Annotated in this window: 18 protein-coding genes; 8 read left to right on the forward strand and 10 right to left on the reverse strand. The window is 60.4% G+C overall.

The annotated features are described in order from the left end of the window. The first annotated feature begins 41 nt into the window (after positions 1-41). The gene (locus K1X80_RS14775) at positions 42-242 is read left to right on the forward strand and encodes a ParD-like family protein (protein WP_057436650.1); all 201 of its coding nucleotides are present in this window, start codon (positions 42-44) and stop codon (positions 240-242) included. Further along, positions 242-997 carry a type I methionyl aminopeptidase gene (gene map, locus K1X80_RS14780; RefSeq protein WP_057436952.1) on the forward strand — a complete coding sequence of 252 codons (756 nt, stop codon included), beginning with the start codon at positions 242-244 and terminating at the stop codon, positions 995-997. The genes K1X80_RS14775 and map overlap by 1 nt, the downstream gene beginning before the upstream one ends. 33 nt (positions 998-1030) lie before the next feature. Here map and K1X80_RS14785 read toward each other — a convergent pair whose 3' ends face one another. Both K1X80_RS14785 and K1X80_RS14790 read right to left on the reverse strand, forming a co-directional pair. After that, a complete protein-coding gene (locus tag K1X80_RS14785; protein ID WP_057959452.1) occupies positions 1031-1972 on the reverse strand; it encodes a magnesium transporter CorA family protein in 942 nt (313 codons plus the stop codon). After that, positions 1966-3552, reverse strand: coding sequence for a RimK family protein (locus tag K1X80_RS14790; protein ID WP_057959451.1), 1587 nt, complete (start codon positions 3550-3552; stop codon positions 1966-1968). Before K1X80_RS14790 ends, K1X80_RS14785 begins: the two co-directional genes overlap by 7 nt. A gap of 92 nt (positions 3553-3644) precedes the next feature. Between K1X80_RS14790 and K1X80_RS14795 the strand changes: the two genes are divergently transcribed. Continuing rightward, entirely contained in the window at positions 3645-4736 is a 1092-nt protein-coding gene (locus tag K1X80_RS14795) for a GNAT family N-acetyltransferase/peptidase C39 family protein (protein WP_220172248.1), read from the forward strand. Here the strand turns inward: K1X80_RS14795 and sfnG are convergent. Next, positions 4725-5831, reverse strand: a complete 1107-nt coding sequence (gene sfnG, locus K1X80_RS14800) for a dimethylsulfone monooxygenase SfnG (RefSeq protein ID WP_057436652.1) — start codon at positions 5829-5831, stop codon at positions 4725-4727. The genes K1X80_RS14795 and sfnG overlap by 12 nt on opposite strands. Before the next feature lie 267 nt (positions 5832-6098). Here sfnG and K1X80_RS14805 point away from each other — a divergent pair, with 267 nt between their 5' ends. Continuing rightward, positions 6099-6878, forward strand: coding sequence for a TSUP family transporter (locus tag K1X80_RS14805; protein ID WP_057436653.1), 780 nt, complete (start codon positions 6099-6101; stop codon positions 6876-6878). Here K1X80_RS14805 and nudC read toward each other — a convergent pair. The 4 genes from nudC to K1X80_RS14825 form a co-directional block, all read right to left on the reverse strand. Further along, a complete protein-coding gene (nudC, locus tag K1X80_RS14810) occupies positions 6846-7679 on the reverse strand; it encodes an NAD(+) diphosphatase (RefSeq protein ID WP_057436654.1) in 834 nt (277 codons plus the stop codon). The two genes, K1X80_RS14805 and nudC, sit on opposite strands and share 33 nt — an antisense overlap. Positions 7680-7685: 6 nt before the next feature. After that, the gene (locus tag K1X80_RS14815) at positions 7686-8498 is read right to left on the reverse strand and encodes a crotonase/enoyl-CoA hydratase family protein (protein ID WP_057959447.1); all 813 of its coding nucleotides are present in this window, start codon (positions 8496-8498) and stop codon (positions 7686-7688) included. A gap of 138 nt (positions 8499-8636) precedes the next feature. Next, entirely contained in the window at positions 8637-9932 is a 1296-nt protein-coding gene (locus K1X80_RS14820; RefSeq protein WP_115128276.1) for an ATP-binding protein, read from the reverse strand. 4 nt (positions 9933-9936) lie between these two features. Next, positions 9937-10638, reverse strand: a complete 702-nt coding sequence (locus K1X80_RS14825) for a response regulator transcription factor (RefSeq protein WP_057436665.1) — start codon at positions 10636-10638, stop codon at positions 9937-9939. A 198-nt stretch (positions 10639-10836) separates the two neighbouring features. On the opposite strand from K1X80_RS14825, the gene K1X80_RS14830 reads away from it, so the two are divergent. The 4 genes from K1X80_RS14830 to K1X80_RS14845 all read left to right on the forward strand — a co-directional run bounded on the left by K1X80_RS14830 (position 10837) and on the right by K1X80_RS14845 (position 16549). Further along, entirely contained in the window at positions 10837-11994 is a 1158-nt protein-coding gene (locus tag K1X80_RS14830; protein WP_057959446.1) for an efflux RND transporter periplasmic adaptor subunit, read from the forward strand. Between the two features lie 18 nt (positions 11995-12012). Further along, entirely contained in the window at positions 12013-15105 is a 3093-nt protein-coding gene (locus tag K1X80_RS14835; protein ID WP_057959445.1) for an efflux RND transporter permease subunit, read from the forward strand. 80 nt (positions 15106-15185) lie between these two features. Then, positions 15186-15827: a DUF1345 domain-containing protein gene (locus K1X80_RS14840; protein ID WP_186625421.1), complete on the forward strand. Its 642-nt coding sequence runs from the start codon at positions 15186-15188 to the stop codon at positions 15825-15827. A 260-nt stretch (positions 15828-16087) separates the two neighbouring features. Beyond that, positions 16088-16549 (forward strand): hypothetical protein, encoded by a 462-nt coding sequence (locus K1X80_RS14845; RefSeq protein ID WP_057959444.1) that lies wholly within the window; start codon positions 16088-16090, stop codon positions 16547-16549. 67 nt (positions 16550-16616) lie between these two features. On the opposite strand, the gene K1X80_RS14850 is transcribed toward K1X80_RS14845, so the two are convergent. From K1X80_RS14850 to K1X80_RS14860, 3 genes are all read right to left on the reverse strand, one after another. Further along, positions 16617-18881: an autotransporter outer membrane beta-barrel domain-containing protein gene (locus K1X80_RS14850; protein WP_220172249.1), complete on the reverse strand. Its 2265-nt coding sequence runs from the start codon at positions 18879-18881 to the stop codon at positions 16617-16619. A gap of 288 nt (positions 18882-19169) precedes the next feature. Next, positions 19170-21161: a hypothetical protein gene (locus K1X80_RS14855; protein ID WP_220172250.1), complete on the reverse strand. Its 1992-nt coding sequence runs from the start codon at positions 21159-21161 to the stop codon at positions 19170-19172. 225 nt (positions 21162-21386) lie between these two features. After that, positions 21387-22634, reverse strand: coding sequence for a hypothetical protein (locus K1X80_RS14860; protein WP_057959441.1), 1248 nt, complete (start codon positions 22632-22634; stop codon positions 21387-21389). Positions 22635-22688: the final 54 nt, after the last annotated feature.

The following is a 22688-nucleotide window of genomic DNA, read 5'->3' on the forward strand; positions in this document are numbered from 1 at the left end:
AACATATACGCTTTGTATATCAATCCTACACAGTGAAGCTCATGGGCATCGTCAAGATCACCGATCAACTGCATGAACAACTGCGTCTGGCCAGCGCCGCCATGGACCGCTCCATCAACGCCCAGGCGGAGTTCTGGATCAAGATCGGCCTGTTGGCCGAACTCAATCCACACCTGGCCTACAACGATCTGATCAACAAGCTGTTGCTCGATAAGCCCGACCTGATCCGGGGGCGCAGCTGATGATCAAGACCCCTGCACAGATCGCCGTGATGCGCGAAGCCGGGCGCCTGCTGGGCCAGGTGTTCACGATGCTCGACAGCCGGGTCGCGGCCGGCCAGACCACCCTGGAACTGGATGCGGCCGTCGAGGCGTTTATCCGCCAGGACCTGCAGGCCCGCCCCGCCAGCCTCGGGCAGTATGACTACCCCTTCTGCATCAACACCTCCATCAATGAAGTGGTATGCCACGGCATGCCAAATGCCAAGGATGTGTTGAAGGACGGCGATATCGTCAATATCGACATCACCCTGGAAAAAGGCGGGTTTATCGCCGACTCCAGCAAGATGTACATGGTCGGCGCTGTCGCGCCCAAGGCGCGGCGCCTGGTGGAGCAGACGTTCGAGGCGATGTGGGCCGGTATTCGCCAGGTCAAACCCGGCGCGCGCCTGGGGGATATCGGCCATGCGATTCAAAGCCATGCCCAAGCCAATGGCTACAGCGTGGTGCGCGAGTATTGCGGCCACGGGATTGGCCGGGAAATGCATGAAGAGCCACAAATCCTGCACTTCGGCCGCCCGGGCACCGGCCTCACCCTGCGCGAAGGTATGGTGTTCACCATCGAACCGATGCTCAACCAGGGCAGCGCCAAAGTGCGCAGCCTCAAGGACGGCTGGACCGTGGTGACCCGCGACAACAGCCTGTCGGCCCAGTGGGAACATACGGTGGCGGTCACCGCGGATGGCTTTGAAGTGCTGACGCTGCAGGCGGGTGCCTGAGTCCTCCCACACCGGCAGCAAAGTGGGGCCCAGTCACCCTGCTTTGTCGCCGCCCCTGGCAATCCGCCTGAGCCCCAGCACCATCCCTGCGGCGCCCAACGCCATCGCCAGCAAAAACAGCGGGTACGCCACCCACCACGGCGTGCCGGCCGTCATCATGCTGAACTCGGACATGCCGCCAATGCTGGCGATCAGGTTCAGCGGCAGGAACACCACGTTGATCAGTGTCAGCTTGCGCAGCAGGTTGTTCATGCTGTTGTTCATCAGGTTGCCCCGGGCGTCGATCAGCCCGGAGAACACATTGGAATAAATCTCCGCCTGCTTGTAGCACTGGTTGTTCTCGATGATCAGGTCGTCGATCAAGCCCAGGGTCTGCGGGCTGAAATGCTCCTTCTCGCCATGGTTGCGCAAACGCGTCAAGACCGCACCGTTGCTGTGCAGCGCGTTGATGTAATAGATCAGGCTCTCGCTGAGGCTGAACATCTGCATCAAGTGGCGGTTACTCATGGAGGCGTTGAACTGCTGCTGCAATTCCCGGGCGACCAGCTTGATCACCTTGAGGTGGCCCAGGTAGTGATGGATGTTGTTCAGCAGCAGGTCCAGCAGTACATCCAACGGGGTATGCAGCGGCCGGCGCGCGCCCAGGCCGGACAGTTGGCTGTCGTCGGTGGCGATCACCAGCAGACGGTCCGGTGAAAACAGCAAGCCGCAAGACGACACTTCAAACACCAGGTTGCTGCCCCCGGAGTAGTTTTGCGGGCGCTTCCAGATCAGAAACAGGTTGTCTGGATGGAACTCGATACGCGACACCTCGTCCGGATCCAGTGCCGACGCCAGCGCATGCTCATCGACCTTGTAGCGCTCGCGCAGCAATTCACGCTCATCACTGTCGGGGTTGCTGAACAGCAGGACCTCGGCACTTTCGCGCTCGGTGCGGCGCAGCGCGCCCTCATTGAGCTCAAAGCAGATCACCAGACCTGGCCCTGGCGTTTGAGCTCCAGGCGGCGCACGAACTCCTCCAGCACCAGGGAGTACAAGTCGTCCTGCAAGTAGGCGTCTTCGATCCCGGCGTCCATGTTCGGGTTGTCGTTGACCTCGATCACCACCACCTTGTTGCCGGACTGCTTCAGGTCCACGCCGTATAACCCGTCACCGATCAGGTTAGCGGTCTTGACCGCCAGTTCCACCACGGCCTTGGGCGCCTCGTGCACCGCCAGGGTCCGGCACTCGCCGTTGATATCCTGGCCGATGGCCTTGTGGTTGTAGATCTGCCAATGGCCCTTGGACATAAAGTATTGGCAGGCAAAGATCGGCTTGCGGTTGAGGACGCCGATGCGCCAGTCGTACTCGGTATAGAAAAACTCCTGGGCCAGCAGCAACACCGAGTGTTCGAACAACTCTGCCGTGGCGGCCAGCAGCGCCTCCTGGCTTTCCACTTTAATCACCCCTCGGGAGAAACAACCGTCGGGGATTTTCAGCACCAGGGGGAAGCCCAGGCGCTCGCCAACCCGTTCGAAATCTTCCGGTCGCTCCTTGTACAGAATTTCGGTAGCGGGCATGCCCAATTGATGGCTGTTGAGCAGGTCCGTGAGGTAGACCTTATTGGTACAACGCAGGATCGACGCCGGGTCGTCCATCACCACCAGCCCTTCACTCTCGGCCTTTTTGGCGAAGCGATAGGTGTGGTTGTCGACACTGGTGGTTTCGCGGATCAACAAGGCGTCGTATTCGGCCAGTCGCGCGTAGTCCTTGCGCTCAATCAGCTCGACATCAATCCCCAAACCCCTGCCCACCCGCACGAAATTTTCCAGGGCCTTGGCATTGGACGGCGGCAGCTGCTCCTGGGGATCATGCAGGATCGCCAGGTCATAACGGGCCAGGCGCCGGGAGCGCGGTTGACGCCAGATCCTGCGGCTGAAGTTGTCCAGAGCGTGGGCGAATTGATCTTCCTGATCATCGCGCAACTTATGCAGCACCCCGGACTTGATGCCTTCGATATGCCAGCCGTTATGCTTGCGAAACTCAACTAACAAGATCGGACACGGAAACGCTTCAAACAACTGCCGGGCCAAATCCTGCAACGGCTCAATATTGGTTCGACCAAAATAAAGGGTCAGGGTAAAACCTTCGGTATTACTGTAGAGGTGATGACTCAATGCTTTGTCGAGGGTTTTATCCAAGTCATCCAGGGCCAGGCCATACAAGGATTTTTTCGTCAATTCGCTGATGGTGCGCACCGACGGAATCACCTTGTGCCCCCGCGCCTCGGCCAGCAGCGAGCAGTAATAGCCATGCCCCAGGTACTTGTAGCTGCGGCACAGGTTGATGACCTGGACCCGTTTGCCGGCCTCGTTCTCCCGGGGGTGTTCGAGGTATTCCTGGGCAGTGACAATATCTTCACTGGGGAAGTACGAGGCCCAGTCTTCCTTGCGTTCTACAATAATCACAACTTGGCTTGCACTCTTGGGCGGTGTAGAAAAATATCCGCCGGAAGTTATTGTCGCCGCGACGGTTTGCTCGGATACTTCTCGCCAATGACTTTGTACCGCTGACATATTGATTGATCCGCTAGAGAACTTGACCTTTTCTATTAAGCACGATCTTTCACGGAAGTCTCGTTTAGTTACGCAACTTTTACGGCGGTTATATGACTCTTTTCTTTCGCGTTGCAACCCTGGATGACCTGCCAGCACTGGTGGCCCTGGAACAGCACTGTTTCACCACAGACCGGCTGTCTGCTCGCAGTTTCCAGTGGATGATCAGCCGCGCCCATGCGCAGTTGCTGGTGGCCGAAAACGCCGGGCAATTGCTGGGTTATGCCCTGGTGCTGTTCCATCGCGGCACCTCGCTGGCGCGCCTGTACTCCCTGGCCATTGCCGCGCCGGCCCGGGGCATGGGCCTGGGCAAGCAATTGCTGGCGCGCATCGAGGCCTGCGCCGTGGCGCACGACTGTGCGTACCTGCGCCTTGAGGTGCGCACCGACAACCCTGGCGCTATTGCCCTGTATGAACACAGTGGCTACCGGCGCTTTGCCCTGATCAACGATTATTACGCCGACCATACCGACGCCCTGCGCCTGGAAAAACGCATCCTCCAGCACACTGACGCGCGGGCCTTGAGTGTGCCCTACTACCAGCAGACCACCGACTTCACCTGCGGCGCAGCCTGCCTGTTGATGGCCATGGGCGCCCTGTTACTTGGGCGTGAGTCTCCGCGCCGCGAAGAGCTGCAGATCTGGCGCGAAGCAACCACCGTGTTCATGACCGCCGGCCACGGCGGCTGCAGCCCCCAAGGCCTGGCCCTGGCTGCCTGGTGCCGGGGGTTTAAGGTGCGCATGCAGGTCAACGTGCGCGGGCCGCTGTTTCTCGATGGGGTGCGCGACCCGCATAAAAAAGAGGTGATGCGCCTGGTGCATGAGGGGTTCGAGGAGGATTTGGCCAACAGTGATGTGCAGCAGGTATTCGGCGGTGCGTTGGACCTGGCGCAGGTCCTCGGTGATGGCGGCCAGCCACTGGTGCTGATCAGCAGCTACCGGCTGACGCGCTCCAAGTCACCACACTGGGTGATCGTGACTGACTGTGATCAAGAGTTTGTCTACCTGCATGATCCCGACGTGGACCATAGCCAGCATCGCCGCCCCATGGACTGCCAGCATTTGCCGGTCAGCCACGGGGAGTTCGAGCGGATGTGCCGTTTTGGCAGCCGTCAGCTGCGGGCGGCGGTGGTGCTATACCGGTAACGCCCTGGCGCTGCCGGTCGCCGCGGCCTTGGCTTCGAGTTCGCGCACCAGGGGCAATACGCGCTGGCCGAAATATTCCACCTCCTCCTGGAAGTGCAGGAAGCCCGCCAGCACCAGGTCCACCCCCACCGCCTTGAGCGCGACGATGCGCTCGGCAATCTGCCGAGGGGTGCCGATCAGGTTGGTCTTGAAGCCGTCGTTGTACTGCACCAGGTCGGCGAAGCTGGACTTGGCCCAGTTGCCCTCACCTTCGGGCGAGGCCTTGCCCGCCTGCCTGGCGGCATCACCAAAGGCGTTGACGGCCTGCGGGTCGGCCTTGTCGATGATCTCGGCCAACACCGCCTGGGCCTCTTGCTCGGTGTCGCGGGCGATCACAAACGCGTTGACCCCGACTTTTACCGAATGGTGATTGGCCGCAGCCTTGGCGCGGATATCATCGACCTGGGCCTTGATCCCCTCGGGCGTGTTGCCGTTGGTGAAATACCAGTCCGACACCCGCGCCGCCATGTCCCGCGCAGCCCGGGAGCTGCCACCCTGGAAAATTTCCGGGTGCGGCTGAGTCAGGGGCTTGGGCTTGAGGCTGTAATGGTTGAACCGGTAGAAGTCACCCTTGAAGGTGAAATCGTCCTGGGTCCAGATGCCTTTCAACGCGCGGATAAACTCTTCGGAGCGCCGATAGCGCTCGTCATGCTCCAGCCAGTGCTCGCCAATGGCCTGGAACTCGCCCTTGAACCAGCCACTGACGATGTTCACCGCCACCCGGCCTTGGGTCAGTTGATCAATGGTCGCCAACTGCTTGGCCGCCAGCGCCGGTTGCCAGGGCCCCGGCAGGATCGCGGCGATCACCTTGAGTTGGGTCGTGGCCGCCAGCAACGCATGGCTGAAGGCCACGGATTCATGTTGGTATTCAGCACCATAGCCGGCGGTGAAACGGATTTGCGTCAGGGCATACTCAAACCCCGCCGCCTCGGCCAACTGGGCCAGCTTGCGGTTGTAGTCGATGCCCCAGTCGGTACGTTGTTCAACCTTGCTGACCACCAGGCCACCACTGACATTGGGCACCCAATAGGCAAATTTCACGGCTTGCTGAGTCATCGTTCGGCACCTCGCACACAGGGAATGTACAGGGGTAGAGCAGCAAACGTGCCAGGGTTGGCAAAGCCCCTGGGCTGGGGCGTTTGCGTGCCGACCGACCTATCGGCCATGTTGCCCGGGCGGGCTATTTGTCAGATCACTGTTGGTAGCGCAACACCGTGGCGAGGGATGGAGCGTGTGCAACAGTCGCCGTAACATTCGGTTATAGGTAAGCTATCGGACTTTCGCGCAACCCCTTCTGCGCCTCGCCGAAAATAAGTCGCCTCCATGCCTTTTGAACTCAGCGTTGACCTCACCACCCTGGCCATTCTGGCCGTGGTTGCCTTTATTGCCGGTTTTATCGACGCCATTGCCGGCGGCGGTGGTTTGCTCACCACCCCGGCCCTGCTCACCGCCGGTATGCCGCCCCATTTGGTACTGGGCACCAATAAACTGAGTTCGACCTTCGGTTCGGCCACCGCCAGTTTTACCTTCTACCGGCGCAAGCTGTTCCATCCGCGCCAGTGGGTCCATGCGATCGTGGGCACCCTGGTCGGCGCGCTGCTGGGGGCCATCGTCGCCCATTACCTGCCCGCCGAATGGCTGAACAAGATGCTGCCGGTGATCGTCTTCGCCTGCGGTATCTATCTGTTGTTTGGCGGTACGCCCAAGGCGCCGCTGGACGCCGATGCGCCGATCAAGAAGAAGTGGCAGTCGACCCAGGGTTTGGCCCTGGGCTTCTACGATGGCGTGGCCGGTCCCGGCACCGGCGCATTCTGGACCGTCAGCACCCTGCTGATGTACCCCGTGGACCTGGTCAAGGCCAGCGGCGTGGCGCGCAGCATGAACTTCGTCAGCAACGCGGCGGCGCTGTCGGTGTTTATCTTCAACGGTTCGGTGGACTGGATTGTCGGCCTGAGCATGGGCCTGTCGGTGATGGTGGGCGCGTTCTTTGGCGCACGCAGTGCCATCAGCGGCGGCGCCAAATTCATTCGCCCGGTGTTTATCACCGTAGTCCTCGGCCTGACCGTGCGCCTAGCCTGGCAGCACTGGTTCAGCGTGGCCTAGACGGCGCGCCACATACAGGTCGATAAGGTAGCGGGCAATCGAGCGCGAGGCCGGCAACGGTGGCAACTGGTGGATATTGAACCACTGCGCATCTTCAATCTCGTCGGCCTGGGGCACGATTTCGCCACCGGCATACTCGGCGTGAAAGCCCAGCATCATGGAGTGCGGGAACGGCCAGCACTGGCTGCCCACGTACTGGATGTTCTGCACCTGCACCTGCACTTCCTCGTGCACTTCGCGGATCAGGCAGTCTTCGGCAGATTCCCCAGGCTCGGCAAACCCGGCCAGGGTGCTGTAGACCCCAGTGACGAAACGCGGCGAACGCGCCAGCAGAATCTCATCGCCACGGGTGATCAGCACAATCATGCTCGGTGAGATGCGCGGGTAACTGCGCAGGTCGCAGGCCTGGCAGAACATTGCGCGCTCGCGGGGCACCTGCACCATCGCCTGGCCGCAACTGCCGCAAAAGCGGTGCTCGCGGGCCCAGGTACCGATTTGCGCGGCATAACCCAGGACTTTGTACAGACGGTGATCGCCCTGCAGCATAAACGCCCGCAGGCCCTGCCAGCGGCAACCCGGCACATCGCCAGGGCTGTTCAGCTCCAGCAGGTACACCGGCTCGCCGTCCAGATGGCCGATGCCATGTTCGGCCATCACCGACAGGTCCTGGCGCTTGAGCCATTCCCGGGGAAACAGCGGCCCGTTGTCATCGAGTAAAAAACCTTCGCGACTACGGGCCACAGCCCAGCCGCCGGGGGCGTCGTTGTCCAGCAGCGTTGTGGTGATCCAGCCTGGGGTCATATTCAGTCAATCCACGAATTCGGGTTTCTGCTTGCTCATATGGGCCGCAATGGCCACACGCAGGTCGTTGGATTGCAACATAGCAGCGTTCCAGGTGGCAACGTATTCCAGGCCATCGTTGATGCTGTGGTCACGCATATAGCTGATCATGGCCTTGGTGCCGGTCACGGCAATCGGCGATTTGGCGGCGATTTGCGCGGCAAGGTCCATCACCCCGGCCAGCAGGCTGGCGTGGTCGGCAAAGGTGCGGTTGACCAGGCCGATGCTGCGCGCTTCTTCGGCGCCGAAGGTGCGCCCGGTATAGGCCAGTTCGCGCAGCATGCCGTCACCGATGATGCGTGGCAGGCGTTGCAGGGTGCCGACGTCGGCGGCCATACCGATGTCGATTTCCTTGATCGAGAATTGCGCGTCGTCAGCGGCGTAACGCATGTCGCAGGCGCTGATCAGGTCGATGGCGCCGCCGATGCAATAGCCCTGGATCGCCGCCAGTACCGGCTTGCGGCAATTATCCACGGCATTGAACGAGGCCTGCAGTTGCAGGATCTTGCGCCGCAGCAGGCGCGCATTGCGTCCCACGTCCTTGCCAAATTCGTTGGCCACCGAGGCCAGCATCATCAGGTCGATGCCCGAGGAAAAATGCTTGCCGGCGCCGCTCAACACCACGGCGCGTACAGCGTCGGTGTCGTCGATCCATTGGAAAATCTCGACGATTTCGCTCCAGAACGCCGCGTTCATGGCGTTGATCTTTTCCGGGCGATTAATCTGCACATGGGCGACGTTGCCGTGGAGTTCGACGACAAAGGCTTGGTATTCGGACATGGCAGTGATCCTTGACTGGCGGCTGATAAGGGCCGAACTATAGCAAGGGTGTATCAGGGCCGGTAAGGCTGTGCATGTGCCAAAAGCAGGACTGCATAAAAACACAAACCCGCTCTAGACAGACAGTTGCCGGTGTTTTCAGGTGGGCAACCATAGCCGCAGGCGTGCGCCGCCCAGTGGCGAGGCCTGGGCCGTGAGTGTGCCGCCTTGTGCTTCCACCGCCCGGCGGCTGATCGCCAGGCCCAGGCCGAAGCCGCCGGTGGCGCGGTCGCGGCTGCGGTCCAGGCGGTAGAACGGCTCGAAGATCCGGGCGCGCTGCTCTTCGGGGATGCCGATGCCATCGTCATCCACCCAGATTTCACAGCCCTTGGCGCAGACCTTGACGCCGATCTGGATCCGTCGCTCGCAATAGCGCATGGCATTGCGCAGCAGGTTTTGCAGGGCGCGGGCGGTGAGGCGTGGGTCGAGGGTAAAACGCTCCACGGCGCACTCCAGTACCACATCAATCACGATCTCCGGGTTCTCCAGCTCGTCGTCGATGCTGCCCAGGATGCTGTCGATAAACTCATCGAGCACCACCTCCACCCGCTCGGGCAGATGCGCCGGGTTTTGCAGGCGGCTGTAGGACAGCAGCTCCAGCACCAGCTCATCCAACTCGCGGATATGCGCCACCAGGCCTTGCAGGCGCTCGCGGCTGGCGGCCGGCTGGTCTTCGGACAACGCCAGGGCCAGGCCGAAATCCAGGCGGGTCAGCGGTGTGCGCAGCTCGTGGGACACCGCGTTGAGCAAGTCCCGTTGCTGGTTGAGCAGGTGCTCGATGTCGTTGGCCATGGTGTCGAACACCGCCGCCAGGCTGCCGATGTTGGAGCTGGGGGGAATATGCGTACGCTCCTCCAGACGGCCCCGGCCCAACTGCGCGGCGGTGACCTTGAGGCGCTCCAGGTCGCGCCAATGCGGGCGCAGCCAGATCAACAGGCCGCCCAGCAACGCCGCGCCGATCAGCACGTTCATGGTCCAGTACAGCAGGTTCATGTCCAGCGGGTCGGGGGGGATGGTCAATTTAACCGCCAACTGCCCATTGAGCGGCGAGCTGATCTCCTCCATCAAGCCCCACTCCCCCAGGCGGATCACCGGCTTGCCCTGCTCCAGCAGTCGCTCCTCGTCGGGTGTGTAGCGGGCGTCCTGGCGATGCATCAGTTGCACCTTCAGCGGCGCAAAATCCCGTGCCAATTGGTCGGTGACCTCGGACCAGCGCTCCACCGGCCGGCTGTGGTACTGGCGCACGATCAGGCTCTGCAAGCCACGGGACTGTTCGATGTTGTAGTTCATGTAGCGGTCGTGGAAGACCTCGATGATGCCCATGGGGATCAAGTAGATCGCTGCGCTGTAGGTCACGATGGTCAGCAGGTAGAGACGGATCAGGGCGCGGAACATGGTGTCAGCATTCCCACTCGGAGCGGCTGAACAGGTAGCCTTTGCCCCATACCGTCTTGATCTTGCGCGCCTCGCCGGCATGGTCGTCGAACTTGCGGCGCAGCTTGGAGATGGCCACATCCACCGAGCGGTCGGTGCCGTTGAACTCGATGCCCCGCAGGCGCTGCAGGATCTGGTCGCGACTGAGTACTTCGCCGGCATGCCGGGCCAGCACCACCAACAGGTTGTATTCGCCGCTGGACAGCTCCACCGTCTGCTCGCGCCAAGTCACGGCGCGTTCCGACAGGTCAATGCACAGGTTGCCCATCAGGATCTGGTCGTTGGCCGCCTGTGGCTCGCTGAGGCTGCTGCGGCGCAACAGGGTGCGCACCCGGGCCAGCAGCACCCGTGGCTCGCAGGGTTTGGTCACGTAGTCGTCGGCGCCCATTTCCAGGCCCAGCACCTGGTCATGGCTGTCATCACGGGCGGTGAGCATCAGGATCGGCAGGCCGGCCGAATCGGCGCGCAGCAGGCGGCAGACTTGCAGGCCATCGAGGCCGGGCAGCATCAGGTCGAGGATCACCAGGTCTGGTGGGTTGAGCCTCGCCCGTTCGCGCACATGATCGCCACGGCTGAGCACATTGACGTGATAGCCATTGCGCTCAAGGTAACTGGCAATCAGCTCGGACAGCGCGGCGTCGTCTTCGACCAGAAGGATGTTGGGCATGGTGTTTCCAAATAATACAGTTTCACATTAGATCGTCATTGATCAGAAGAGCTTGTTAGGATCCACAGCCGTGAAGGATATACGCACGCGCCTCGGCGTGCGCCGTACCTTACATTTCTTCACAGACCACCTACACAGCTTCACAGCACCGAGTCGGGGGCGCCCGTAGGATGCGCCAGTCAATATTGGGATAAGAGCATGTCAAAGAATCTGTTTGCGCCGTTTTGCCTGCTGGCACTGACCCTGGCCCTGGGTGCGTGTGGCAACTCCGCAGGCGACACCCCCGAAATGCCCCTGGCCAAGGTGCGGATCGAAACCCTCGAAGCCAAGCCCCTGTCCATCAGCAGCGAGCTGAGTGGGCGGATCGTCGCACCGCGCATCGCCGAAGTGCGCGCCCGGGTTGCGGGCGTGGTGCTTCAACGGGTGTTCAAGGAAGGCCATGACGTCAAACAGGGCGACGTGCTGTTCCGTATTGACCCGGCGCCGTTCAAGGCCGACCTCGACAGCGCCCAGGCCAGCCTGCGCAAGGCCGAGGCCAATGCCTTCCAGGCGCGCCTGCAAGAGCAGCGCTACAGCCAGTTGGTCGAAGGCAATGCCATCAGCGCCCAGGACTACGACAACGCCCGCGCCGCCGCCCGGCAAACCGCCGCGGATGTCGCGGCCAACCAGGCAGCGGTGCAACGCGCCAAGCTCAACCTTGGCTATGCCACCGTGACCGCGCCGATCTCCGGGCGTATCGGCCGCGCGCTGGTGACCGAAGGCGCCCTGGTGGGACAGAACGAAGCCACGCCCATGGCGCTGATTCAGCAACTGGACCCGATCCACGCCGACCTGACCCAATCCACCCGCGAACTCAATGACCTGCGCCGCGCTTTCCGCGCCGGGCATTTGAAGCAAGTGGGCCAGGACCAGGCCAAGGCCACGTTGATCCAGGATGACGGCAGCCTCTACCCGCTGCCGGGCAAGTTGCTGTTCGCGGAGATTTCCGTAGACCCCGGTACCGGGCAGATCATCCTGCGCAGCGAATTCCCCAACCCGGACCTCGACCTGTTGCCCGGCAGCTTTATCCGCGTACGCCTGGAGCAGGCGGTCGACCAGCAAGGCCTGAGCGTGCCGCAGCGCGCAATCACCCGTGACAGCGCCGGCATCCCCATGGTGTTGCTCGTGGACGCCGAGCAGAACGTCAGCCAGCAGCCGGTGGAGTTGGGCGCGGCGATCAATGATCGCTGGGTGGTCAACAGCGGCCTGAAGGCCGGGGACCGCATCATCGTCGAAGGCCTGCAACACGCACGCCCCGGCGAAAAAGTCGAAGTGGATGCCAGCGTCGCGCCTGTCGCCCAGGCAGCCGGCCAGTAATCAAAGGGATCAGAGACAATGCCGCAGTTCTTTATTGACCGCCCGATCTTCGCCTGGGTGGTCGCCCTGTTTATCCTGCTGGCCGGCGCCCTCGCCATCCCGCAGTTGCCGGTGGCGCAGTACCCCAACGTCGCGCCGCCGAAAGTGGAAATCTACGCGGTGTACCCGGGCGCTTCGGCGCAAACCCTGGATGAAAGCGTGGTCAGCCTGATCGAGCAGGAGCTCAACGGCGCCGACCACCTGCTGTATTTCGAATCCCAGAGCAGCCTCGGCTCGGCCACCATCACCGCGACCTTCCAGCCGGGCACCGACCCGGAAATGGCCCAGGTCGATGTGCAGAACCGCCTCAAGGCCGTGGAGCCGCGCCTGCCGCAGGCCGTGACCCAGCAAGGCTTGCAGGTGGAGAAGGTGTCCGCCGGCTTCCTGCTGCTGGTGACTTTGACCTCCAGCGACGGCAAGCTCGACGACGTGGCGCTCAGCGATTACCTGGCGCGCAACGTGATGAACGAGCTCAAGCGCCTCGACGGCGTGGGCAAGGCCCAGCTGTACGGCGCCGAGCGCGCGATGCGGATCTGGATCGACCCGCAGAAACTCATCGGTTTCAACCTGACCCCGGCCGACGTCAATGCGGCGATTACCGCGCAGAACGCCCAGGTCTCGGCCGGTAGCATCGGTGATCTGCCGGGCACCAATACCCAGGAAATCACCGCGTCGATTCTGGTCAAGGGCCAGCTCTCCACGCCGGCCGAGTTTGCCGACATTGTGCTCAAGGCCAACCCGGACGGTTCCACCGTGCGTATTGGTGATGTGGCGCGGGTCGAGATCGGCAGCCAGGAATACCAGTTCTCCACGCGCCTGAACGGCAAGCCCTCCACCGCCGTCAGCGTGCAACTGTCGCCCGGCGCCAATGCCTTGAGCACCGCGACCCTGGTGCGGGCAAAGATGGATGAGCTGTCGCGCTACTTCCCGGCCAATGTCGAGTACAAGATCCCTTACGACACCTCGCCGTTCGTCAAGGTCTCGATCACCAAGGTGATCTACACCCTGCTGGAGGCGATGGCGCTGGTGTTTGCGGTGATGTTCCTGTTCCTGCAAAACATCCGCTACACCCTGATCCCGACGCTGGTGGTACCGATTGCACTGATGGGCACCTTCGCCACCATGCTGTTGCTGGGTTTCTCGATCAACGTGCTGACCATGTTCGGCATGGTGCTGGCCATCGGCATCCTGGTGGACGATGCGATTGTGGTGGTGGAGAACGTCGAGCGGATCATGGTGACTGAGGGCCTGTCGCCCAAGGAAGCCACACGTAAGGCCATGGGCCAGATTACCGGGGCGATCATCGGCATTACCCTGGTGCTGGTGGCGGTGTTCCTGCCGATGGCCTTTATGTCGGGTTCGGTGGGGGTGATCTACCAGCAGTTCTCGCTGTCGATGGCCACCTCGATCCTGTTCTCGGCGTTTCTCGCCCTGTCCTTGACCCCGGCCCTGTGCGCCACGTTGCTCAAGCCGATTGCCAAGGGCGAGCACCATACCAAGGGTGGGTTCTTCGGCTGGTTCAACCGGCGCTTTGAACAACTGACCGACCGCTACGAAGGCTGGGTTGCCTATGCCCTCAAGCGCAGCGGCCGCTACCTGCTGATCTACCTGGTCCTGCTGGTGGGCATGGGCTTCCTGTTCAGCCGTCTGCCCGCCTCGTTCCTGCCGGTGGAAGACCAGGGCTACACCATCACCGATATCCAGTTGCCGCCGGGCGCGAGCAAGAACCGTACGGTGCTGGTGGCCGAGCAGATCGAGGCCCATAACGCCACCGAGCCGGGCGTCGGTGATACGACGATGATCATGGGGTTCAGCTTCTCCGGTTCCGGGCAGAATGCGGCGCTGGCGTTTACCACGCTCAAGGATTGGTCCGAGCGCAGCAGCGACGATTCGGCGGCCTCGATTGCCGATCGCGCCAACATGGCCTTTACCGAACTCAAGGATGCGATGGCCTATGCCGTGCTGCCACCACCGGTGGATGGCCTGGGTACCTCCAGCGGCTTTGAGTTCCGCTTGCAGGACCGGGGCGGCGTCGGCCATGCCGCGTTGATGGCAGCCCGTACCGAACTGCTGGCGGCTGCGGAAAAAAGCCCGATCCTGGCCAATGTGCGCGAAAGTGCCCTGGCCGAGGCGCCGCAAGTGCAGTTGGAGGTGGACCGCAAGCGGGCCAATGCCCTGGGCGTGTCGTTTGCCGATGTGGGCAATATCCTGTCCTCGGCCGTTGGCTCGGCCTACATCAACGACTTCCCCAACCAGGGCCGCATGCAGCGCGTGGTGGTACAGGCCGAAGGCGACCAGCGCAGCCAGGTCGAAGACCTGATGAAGATCCATGTGCGCAACAACGCCGGGAAGATGGTGCCGCTGTCGGCATTTGTCGAAGCGCGCTGGGTCCAGGGCCCGGCGCAGTTGACCCGTTACAACGGTTACCCGGCCATCGCTATTTCGGGTGAAGCCTCACCCGGTCATAGCACCGGCGAGGCGATGGAAGAAATCCAGCGTCTGGTCAGCCAATTGCCAGCCGGCCTGGGCCAGGAATGGACCGGGTTGTCCTTGCAGGAGCGCTTGTCAGGCTCCCAGGCGCCGCTGCTGTTGATGCTGTCGCTGCTGGTGGTGTTCCTGTGCCTGGCGGCGCTGTATGAGAGCTGGTCGATCCCCACTTCGGTGCTGCTGGTGGTGCCGTTGGGCGTGTTGGGCGCGGTCATGGCGGTGTCGCTGCGCGGCATGCCCAACGACGTGTTCTTCAAGGTCGGCTTGATCACGATCATCGGGCTGTCGGCGAAAAACGCGATCCTGATCATCGAGTTCGCCAAGGACCTGTATGACCAGGGCGAAGACCTGATGGACGCGACATTGAAGGCCGCACGCTTGCGTCTGCGACCGATCATCATGACTTCGCTGGCGTTCATTCTGGGCGTGGTGCCGTTGGCGATTGCCACCGGCGCCAGTTCGGCGAGCCAGCAGGCGATTGGGACCGGGGTGATTGGCGGCATGATCACGGCGACACTGGCAGTGGTGTTTGTGCCGGTGTTCTTTGTGGTCGTCATGAAACTGGTGCGCAAACGCAAAGATTGATCAGCCCCCTGCACGAGCCGGCAAGCCGGCTCCCGCAGGAATAGGCTATGGTGCTCAAACATCCTGTATTTGTGAGCACTATGCCCTTCCTCGCCCGAACCCACCCTCGCCTGTCCGCTGCCGCCGTCCTGGGCCTGGCAATCGGCATCCTGGCGCCCTTCGACTCAATCCTCAGCAAAATCCTGATCGGCTGGAACGTCGGGGTCTGGACCTACCTGGTGCTGATGCTGCGCCTGACCATCCGTGCCAAGGCCGAGGACGTCAAGCGCATCGCCGAGGTCGAGGATGAAAACGCCGGCCTGGTGTTATTTATGGTGTGCATTGCGGCGATTGCCAGCCTGGCGACGATTGCCGTTGGCCTGGCCGGCAGCAAGGACCTGGACACTGCCGAACGCCTGCTGCATTACGGCTTTACCGGGGTGACGGTGATTGGTTCGTGGCTGCTGATCGGGGTGATTTTCAGCGTGCACTATGCTCGCCTGTATTACACCTGGGAGGGCAAGGCGCCGGCGTTGCGCTTTGCCGAGGGGCTGCTGACCCCCAACTACTGGGACTTTCTGTATTTCTCCTTCACCATCGGCGTCGCCGTGCAGACCTCGGATGTGGGAGTGGCTACCCGCGCCATGCGCAAAGTGGTACTGGGGCAGTCGCTGATCGGGTTTCTGTTCAATACGGCGATATTGGGGTTCTCGATCAATATTGCGGCGGGTCTTTTTGCTTGAAATTGCATCGGGCTTAGAACTAAAGCGTATTAATGGCAGGTTATTAGACTGTCACTCCTCACAGTAGAAAATCCCGTGCAAAGGCGTCTGATGCTTTCAGGCCAGGTGCCGAGTCAGGCCACGCATCACTCATGAGTCGCTGCCTTCGTATACTGTTAGTTCTGACAGTTTACAGCCCACGCACACTGCTATTTCATGACTCGAACAGAGCCCTCGAAACCTCTGTTATTCGCACAATCATCAGCGATGGAGAAGCGATCATGAGCGTACAAGCGCAACAGTTGTCCCCTGCGCAACAAAAAGCACTGTACCCCAAGGCCCTCAGCGCCACCGGTACATTCGACGCATTTATCGATACGATATCGGTCCACTTTCAGACTTTGACCCTGGTGCATGACCATGACGCGGCCATCTACCGCCTTCTAGCACGACATGCTGATAATGCAGTCACCGTGAAAAAAATCACGATTGAACTGCCCGACACCATTCGCAATGGGCAGGTATTAGAGCTGGATAAGTGGCAGTCCAATAAGGTCAATGTCTGGTATGCCGTCAAGTCGCCTACGATTCATTACGCCGTGCGCTGCTCCACAGGAACGTTGATCATTAACAACCTGGAAGCCGGCATCATCAAAATCAGCGGCACGCTGAATGGCACCACCGATGAAGATGTCAACGGGAACCCACACACACTGGAAGTCGGTTTCGACGTAACCAGTTGATCGATTATGCAAAAGCAAAAAAAAACGCCCGTATCTTTCGATACGGGCGTTAATAAGCGTCAAGTCTTTACCAACTGTAGCGCACACCTACGTTGGCACCCCATGGCTGCTCGACCCGGCCACCGCTGCTGTGCTCTAGGTCGGCGTGCAGTTGCAGGTTTTGCGACAACTTAACCGCGACGCCCGCACCGAACTCGGCGCGTGAACCCGATAGGTCGTTGTTGAACTCATGGTTGTTCACCGCGACCTTATTGTTGTTGGCAAACTCATGCACCATCGCCGCCCGCAGGTAAGGCTGGAGTACGCTGCCACTGTCGAGCTGGATGTCACGCCCCACCGTCGCACCGGCCTTGGCCATGATCGAGCGGGTGCGCTCGCCATCGGCGTGCAGGCCATTTTTCATGTTGTAGTTGGCGCCCTGGATCACCACGGTGGACAGCTGGGCATACGGCTCGACGAAGTAACCGTCGTCCAGCTTGATATTGCGACCGAACTCTGCCGACAGGCCACCGCCGGTGTTGGCGTACTTGCCCTTGGACTTGGTGCCGTCACTCAAGCCGACCTTGGACTCGTTATGGAAACGGTTGAGCTTGGCCACGGCGTCGAAATACAGACCGCTCTCTTCATCCAGCCAGGTTGCGTAAGCACCCACGTAGTAGCTCTTCACTGTGCCCGACGTACCGCGCTTTAGGTTCAAGCCCGAAGTACTATGGCCGGCCATCACACCCACCAGCCACTGGCTGTCGGCCAACGGCGTGTCAGCACCCAGGGTAAAGCCCTGCTGGTTCTGGTTGTAGCCAACCCCGGTGCTCTCGGCCACCTTGTACTTGTTGCCATAACCACGCATCCACACACCCGCCTGACCAGGCTCGAAACGCAGCTCGCCCATGCGCGTACGCAGGGAAGTCGCCTCGCCGTACCAGACCGTGGGGGCGGTATTGAACAACGCCATGACCGAGCGAGTAGCCGGGCTGATCACGCGGTTGTTCGGGTCGAGGAACCAATCGGTGCCATCCTTTTTCAGACCATAGGAATAGGCACCCACGTCGACGACATCGCCCGCCAGTGAGAACTGCGCGTCACCGCCGCCGGTATGCACGATACGAATCGCTTCGGGGCTGACCGGCTCTGTACCGCTGGCTGCGAGCAACAGGCTGTGACTGCCGTGGGCTTCGCCGCTGATGTTCAGGAAGTCCGTGACGCCGTTGGCAAAATCGGTACCCATGACGAAGGTGCCGTTGCCGTCGAGACTGTCCAGGTCCAACTGATAGAACGCATCGGTGTGGCCGAATATCACCGTACCGTCCACCAGGTTCAAGGCACCCACCTGGCTGTCGGCGGTCAACTCCCAGTACGACCCATTGCCTACGTTCAAGCTGGTGACATTCTGCAGCTGGCCTTTGAGCCCGGAGCTGTTTTCCAGGTTCAAATGTGCCGTGCTGCCATCTTCGACAATGACGTCGCCTTTCAACCGGCTGCTATCGACATTCATGCTCGCCTGGGCACCGCCGTTGACTTCCAGCAGCACGCCATTGCCACCGGTCAGGGTTGAGCCGTTGCGCACGTCGATTTCAACTTCCATCTCCGCGCCAGGGTGACCTTCCACGACAATGGCCGAGCCGTTGCGCCCTTCGACGCTGGAGTTATCCAGCACCAGTTTGCCGGCATCGCTGCTGCCAGCGTCGTTGGTAAAGAACACGCCATTCTTGCCGCCGATGATGCTGCTTTGGCTGGCAGTCGCCGTTGCACCGTCGAGCCACACGCCATCACTATCGGCGCCGGTGCCTTCGACCACAGTGTTCTGATTGAAGTGCAACTCAGCATTGCCCGTGGCTACTGCCCCACTCTTTTCCCCCCGGATGATGCTGTTGAACACCTGGGCAATGCCGCCCTTGTCGGAATTGAAACTCTGGTACGCCTGCAGACCGAAAGTTGTGTGGCTGATGATGGCACTGTTTCGGATGATGGCCGCACTGTCATCCAGGCGCACCGCCCCCCATATCGAGTGGTTGGATTCAACAGTGGCGCCGTCAACGTTGACGGTGGAGCCCTGCGTCGCACGGATATCTTCGATCCGGCTGCCGGTATTGACATTCAGCGTCGAGTCGTTGGCCAGGATATTTCCGGCGCGAGCACCGTTGACGGTCAGCTCGGACTTATGATCCAACTGCCAGTCATTTTTCATCTCATGGGGGCCAATGGTCCTTGACTCACCGATCAGTTGATCCGCTTGGACGCTGGTGTGCATCGCTGCAAGCAGAAGCACGCTAATGGCTGGAACATGCATCATCTTGCTCAAGGGCTTGAGCTCGAATTTGGTAGGTAATGACATCGGGGGTTCACTCTCTGGGTAGCGCCTGTAAAAACGGCTTGGCTCGTTCCCGTGGAATGAAGCCTCACCTGTAAGGCGCAGAGGTTACGTAGTGAACGTACTGATGACTGTAGGACTAATCCGAGCAAAGCTTAGGTATAGACACCGCAGTGGTATGGAAAACTGCACAACTGGCAAACTGATCCGTCCACAAGCCGTAGTCCATTGCTACCAGATGCACAAAAGGGAAGCCATGCTTCCCTTTTGTGCTTTCAGCAGTTTGTAGACTTGGAGGCGTTGATTCGTAGGTTAAGCAGGTATGCCATCACAGAAAGAGTCAGGGTTGGAGAATATCGTGAATACTTCGGCCAACCGCCCGCGACCGATGCCTCCACCCGCCACGTTCGTGGTGTAGGTGACCTCGCAAGGGCCGAACGGCGCTTGAGCCAGGAATGGACGGTAAATGATATCGACATAAAAACCGTTGGCCACATCGGCAGCGGTCAAGGGCGCAGTTGTAATAGGCTCTACAAAGGGGCCCGGTGGGAGCTGGGGGTACTGGTTGGTGATAGTGACCGTAACCTCCACAGTATTGCCCACTACCAGCCTGACATCGCCCGGAATGAAAAGCATGGCAGCCAGGACCGGCGGCGAGCCAGGCATCCGTTGTACCAGCGACTGACAGGTCCATTCGCCAGCGATGAGATTCTCATACCTTGCCGGCGCCAGTTCCACCGTCACGGCATCGATCACATTGACCGTGGTAAGGGGCGACGGGTTCTCATTGATAGTGCCGGGGCCAATGACAGAATAACTGACAGGCTGCAGATTGTTCCCGTGGCGGGCAACCACCGCCCAGGGAATGATAAACCTCGCGTCCTCGCCAGGAACCGTAGTGCTTAAAGGGAAAGGCCCGACACGCTCTTTGGAGGCGCCCCAATACAGGTAAAACTCATTGTCTGGATGAGGCAGTGCCGCAATGGTCCAGAGTCGAATCACAATAGTCACAGGTCGGTCCGCATCGCCAATGCGCAGGGTATTCAACTCCTGTGAGTCCTCGCCAAACACTTGTGCCGGGTTCAGCCCAGGGTTCATATCGCCTGGTTCCAGTGTGCCCGGCAGTACAGGCCCTTCTACCGACAAGTCGAGCCGGACGTTTTTAGCGGGTGAGAGGAAGAACACACCGTTGCGATCAGTCCGGTAACGCACGCTTACCGTCTGAGGACCTAGCGTCGCGGTATAGGCGGCCTTGATCGCATCATTCATATTACTGAAAACTACCGGGAAGCCCGTGAGTTCAGTGGTTTGCGGGCCAAAGGGCTGGCTTTCCCATTGCGTCTCGAACTTGTCCAGTCCTGTAGCGAAATTAAGATACTGTTCGATATGGAGTTTAATGCCCAGCACAAAGTCCGCAATGCTGAGCACATCATCAGTGCTACCGTCACGTGGGGCCGGCGCAAGCGGTAGGAATGGCTCCAATAGTACGGGGTCGGTCAGTAACGAGACCGTGCGAAACTCATTGAACGATGGGCGACTGATATTCCCTGCCCGGTCAACCATGGTGTAGAAAAAATAATAAAGCCCACTCAAGATGATCTGGCCGGCGGGCAGGAAGAAGGTGCTGTTGTCGGGTGGTGGTAGCAGAGGCACACCTGGGCCGCTCACCAGATACTCTGGTCGTGGGTCCATTACCGGGCTGAAGTAAACGTTAGCTATGTCCCCCGGTTCGAATCGCCCAGGCTGGGGACTGAAGGTGTTGCGGGGAATAACAATCTCCACGCCGCCATGATTTATCAGGAACGCATTGTCGATAATGGTCCCCGCTGGCGCATTAGCCAGCATCGGAACGGTGGGTTGTTCACGTGACGACGCTACAGCGTAGGGCGCAATCAGATCGACGCGAAACGCGGCAGGGTTGGACTCGTCCCGCGCAGCACCTGGTGCGCCATTGGAATTGCGGTATTGCACGACTTTGATCTCATAAAAGCCATGCGGGAACTCAAACTCGGGAGACGGCGCCGGAATGTATCTATCGATGATTGCAGGCACGGGGTCCAAGTTGATCTGGAATGGTTCCAGAAAGGGCCGCCAAGTGGGCACCGGATCGGTGGTTGTGCGAATTTGAATACCCAGCCAGTCGGTCGGTACCGAGATCCGCCCGGTTCGACACTCCACGGTGATACCCGCACGAGCAACGGCCGCTGGAATAAGACCCGTTGCATTATCCAGTGCCTCTGCAATCGTGGGCGCATCAATAACCAAAGGTTCGGATGTAATGGTGACGTCAGGGTTGCTGCTCATATCAGTCTCTCCTTAGTACTTAATGTAGGCATCGCACAAACACTCATGAAGTGGCCGGACGGCCATCGCCCCGCTGCTTGAGTGACTGCCAGGTGACTGAAATCGCAGCAACACTCTTCCCAGCCGTATGACATGCGGCCAAACAAACCAACTTTGGATTTACCCGTCAGAAGTTCAGTGAAACGTACGCGGTGTTCCAACACTCATGACGCAAAGCACTCGCAATCAGGGTTCTGGGCCATTGCCGTCAATCCAGCAGTAGATGGGGTTTGGCGGGGGGGGCGAGGTATTCACTACCCGATCGAAGGGCACATACCTAGAAGCAGACCGGCCAATGATCACGCCTCCCCTGGACACCGTGTAATGAGCTTCTCCTCCGGCGTTTTTTTTCAGGGGCCGAATCAAGCGCTCGACATCGAGTATCCAGAAGGCATAGCCGGACGCATCGCTGACCTCATCCCAGTAATGCGTGAGGGTTTCCACGATATTGGGGTCTGGATTGACATCCGGGTACAGCCCGTACCCCTGGAACCGCAGCGTAATCAGATCACCAGAACGGATGTCCGCGTGAGGGGCTATGAACACCTCGACACCGAACCAGATCGGAGGCTGGGTGCTGCAGGTCAAGTAGCCGTTAGGATGCAACTCCGATTGCGGGAAACGGGGCCGAGGGTAGTTGGAGGGCGGAAGGTCGGTTTGCAGCCTGACTTGCGCCACCAGTGAAAACATCGGATTGATGTTGCCGGCACGGTCTTGCAGGCGATAGAAGCAGAAGATCCAGAGCGCCCCCGGAAAACGACGGAACACCTCGCTGGGCACGTCCACGAATATGCGGCCGGTGGCGCTGGCCAACGGTGCAGAAACCAGGGTCGGCGCGCCGGTTGGCAAGATATTCATGTCTGAAAAATACATCGGCACCTGATCACCCACCTCACGCCCCAAATATCCCTGCGGGATTTCCATGGGCACCAGCGGGTTGGCGACCAGGTAGGCCTCGGTAATCGGATCAATGGGAAAAATGGCCGGTGGCAGCAACGCGCCGCCACCGGGCGCATCGCGGTCGATCCTGATCGTCACAACCTCAGAGCTATCGACGCTGGGGCTGTTCGGCGTGCCGTTATGGATGCGAAACGTCAGATCAATAATTGCACTGTTCAGCAGGAATGCCTGGGGTATCTGCATCGGGTAGGGAAAGTCGGCGGCCGTCATCGGGTTAGGCAGCAACACCGGTGGCGTGTCGACCGGGCGGGCACCGCGGACGCTCCACTCGAACACCACATATTGGTCTCTGCCCGGACCCGGTAGAAACGCCCAGGGAGTGGGAATCAAAAGCTGTAGATCAGAGAAGTAAAATTGCACCGGCACCAACCCATCAGGCAGCGCGTCGACGACGATGGGCGCGTCAATCGCCAGGCTGCCTCCTGGGCCTTGGGGGCCATTCGCGCTCGATTGGCCAGCATTGTGGGTGCTCATCCAAACCTCCCTCTACACGCCTATGCATCACCTGATCACGGCGCTTGCGGCTCT

The sequence above is a fragment of the Pseudomonas sp. So3.2b genome (assembly GCF_019464415.1).
Classification (GTDB): Bacteria; Pseudomonadota; Gammaproteobacteria; order Pseudomonadales; family Pseudomonadaceae; genus Aquipseudomonas; species Aquipseudomonas shahriarae.

What these genes read in the sequence shown, in the direction of transcription:
- K1X80_RS14775 (WP_057436650.1), top strand. Translation starts at nt 42, where the DNA reads ATGGGCATCGTCAAGATCACCGATCAACTGCATGAACAACTGCGTCTG.
- map (WP_057436952.1), top strand. Translation starts at nt 242, where the DNA reads ATGATCAAGACCCCTGCACAGATCGCCGTGATGCGCGAAGCCGGGCGC.
- K1X80_RS14790 (WP_057959451.1), bottom strand. Translation starts at nt 3,552, where the DNA reads ATGTCAGCGGTACAAAGTCATTGGCGAGAAGTATCCGAGCAAACCGTC.
- K1X80_RS14795 (WP_220172248.1), top strand. Translation starts at nt 3,645, where the DNA reads ATGACTCTTTTCTTTCGCGTTGCAACCCTGGATGACCTGCCAGCACTG.
- sfnG (WP_057436652.1), bottom strand. Translation starts at nt 5,831, where the DNA reads ATGACTCAGCAAGCCGTGAAATTTGCCTATTGGGTGCCCAATGTCAGT.
- K1X80_RS14805 (WP_057436653.1), top strand. Translation starts at nt 6,099, where the DNA reads ATGCCTTTTGAACTCAGCGTTGACCTCACCACCCTGGCCATTCTGGCC.
- nudC (WP_057436654.1), bottom strand. Translation starts at nt 7,679, where the DNA reads ATGACCCCAGGCTGGATCACCACAACGCTGCTGGACAACGACGCCCCC.
- K1X80_RS14815 (WP_057959447.1), bottom strand. Translation starts at nt 8,498, where the DNA reads ATGTCCGAATACCAAGCCTTTGTCGTCGAACTCCACGGCAACGTCGCC.
- K1X80_RS14820 (WP_115128276.1), bottom strand. Translation starts at nt 9,932, where the DNA reads ATGTTCCGCGCCCTGATCCGTCTCTACCTGCTGACCATCGTGACCTAC.
- K1X80_RS14825 (WP_057436665.1), bottom strand. Translation starts at nt 10,638, where the DNA reads ATGCCCAACATCCTTCTGGTCGAAGACGACGCCGCGCTGTCCGAGCTG.
- K1X80_RS14830 (WP_057959446.1), top strand. Translation starts at nt 10,837, where the DNA reads ATGTCAAAGAATCTGTTTGCGCCGTTTTGCCTGCTGGCACTGACCCTG.
- K1X80_RS14835 (WP_057959445.1), top strand. Translation starts at nt 12,013, where the DNA reads ATGCCGCAGTTCTTTATTGACCGCCCGATCTTCGCCTGGGTGGTCGCC.
- K1X80_RS14840 (WP_186625421.1), top strand. Translation starts at nt 15,186, where the DNA reads ATGCCCTTCCTCGCCCGAACCCACCCTCGCCTGTCCGCTGCCGCCGTC.
- K1X80_RS14845 (WP_057959444.1), top strand. Translation starts at nt 16,088, where the DNA reads ATGAGCGTACAAGCGCAACAGTTGTCCCCTGCGCAACAAAAAGCACTG.
- K1X80_RS14850 (WP_220172249.1), bottom strand. Translation starts at nt 18,881, where the DNA reads ATGTCATTACCTACCAAATTCGAGCTCAAGCCCTTGAGCAAGATGATG.
- K1X80_RS14855 (WP_220172250.1), bottom strand. Translation starts at nt 21,161, where the DNA reads ATGAGCAGCAACCCTGACGTCACCATTACATCCGAACCTTTGGTTATT.
- K1X80_RS14860 (WP_057959441.1), bottom strand. Translation starts at nt 22,634, where the DNA reads ATGAGCACCCACAATGCTGGCCAATCGAGCGCGAATGGCCCCCAAGGC.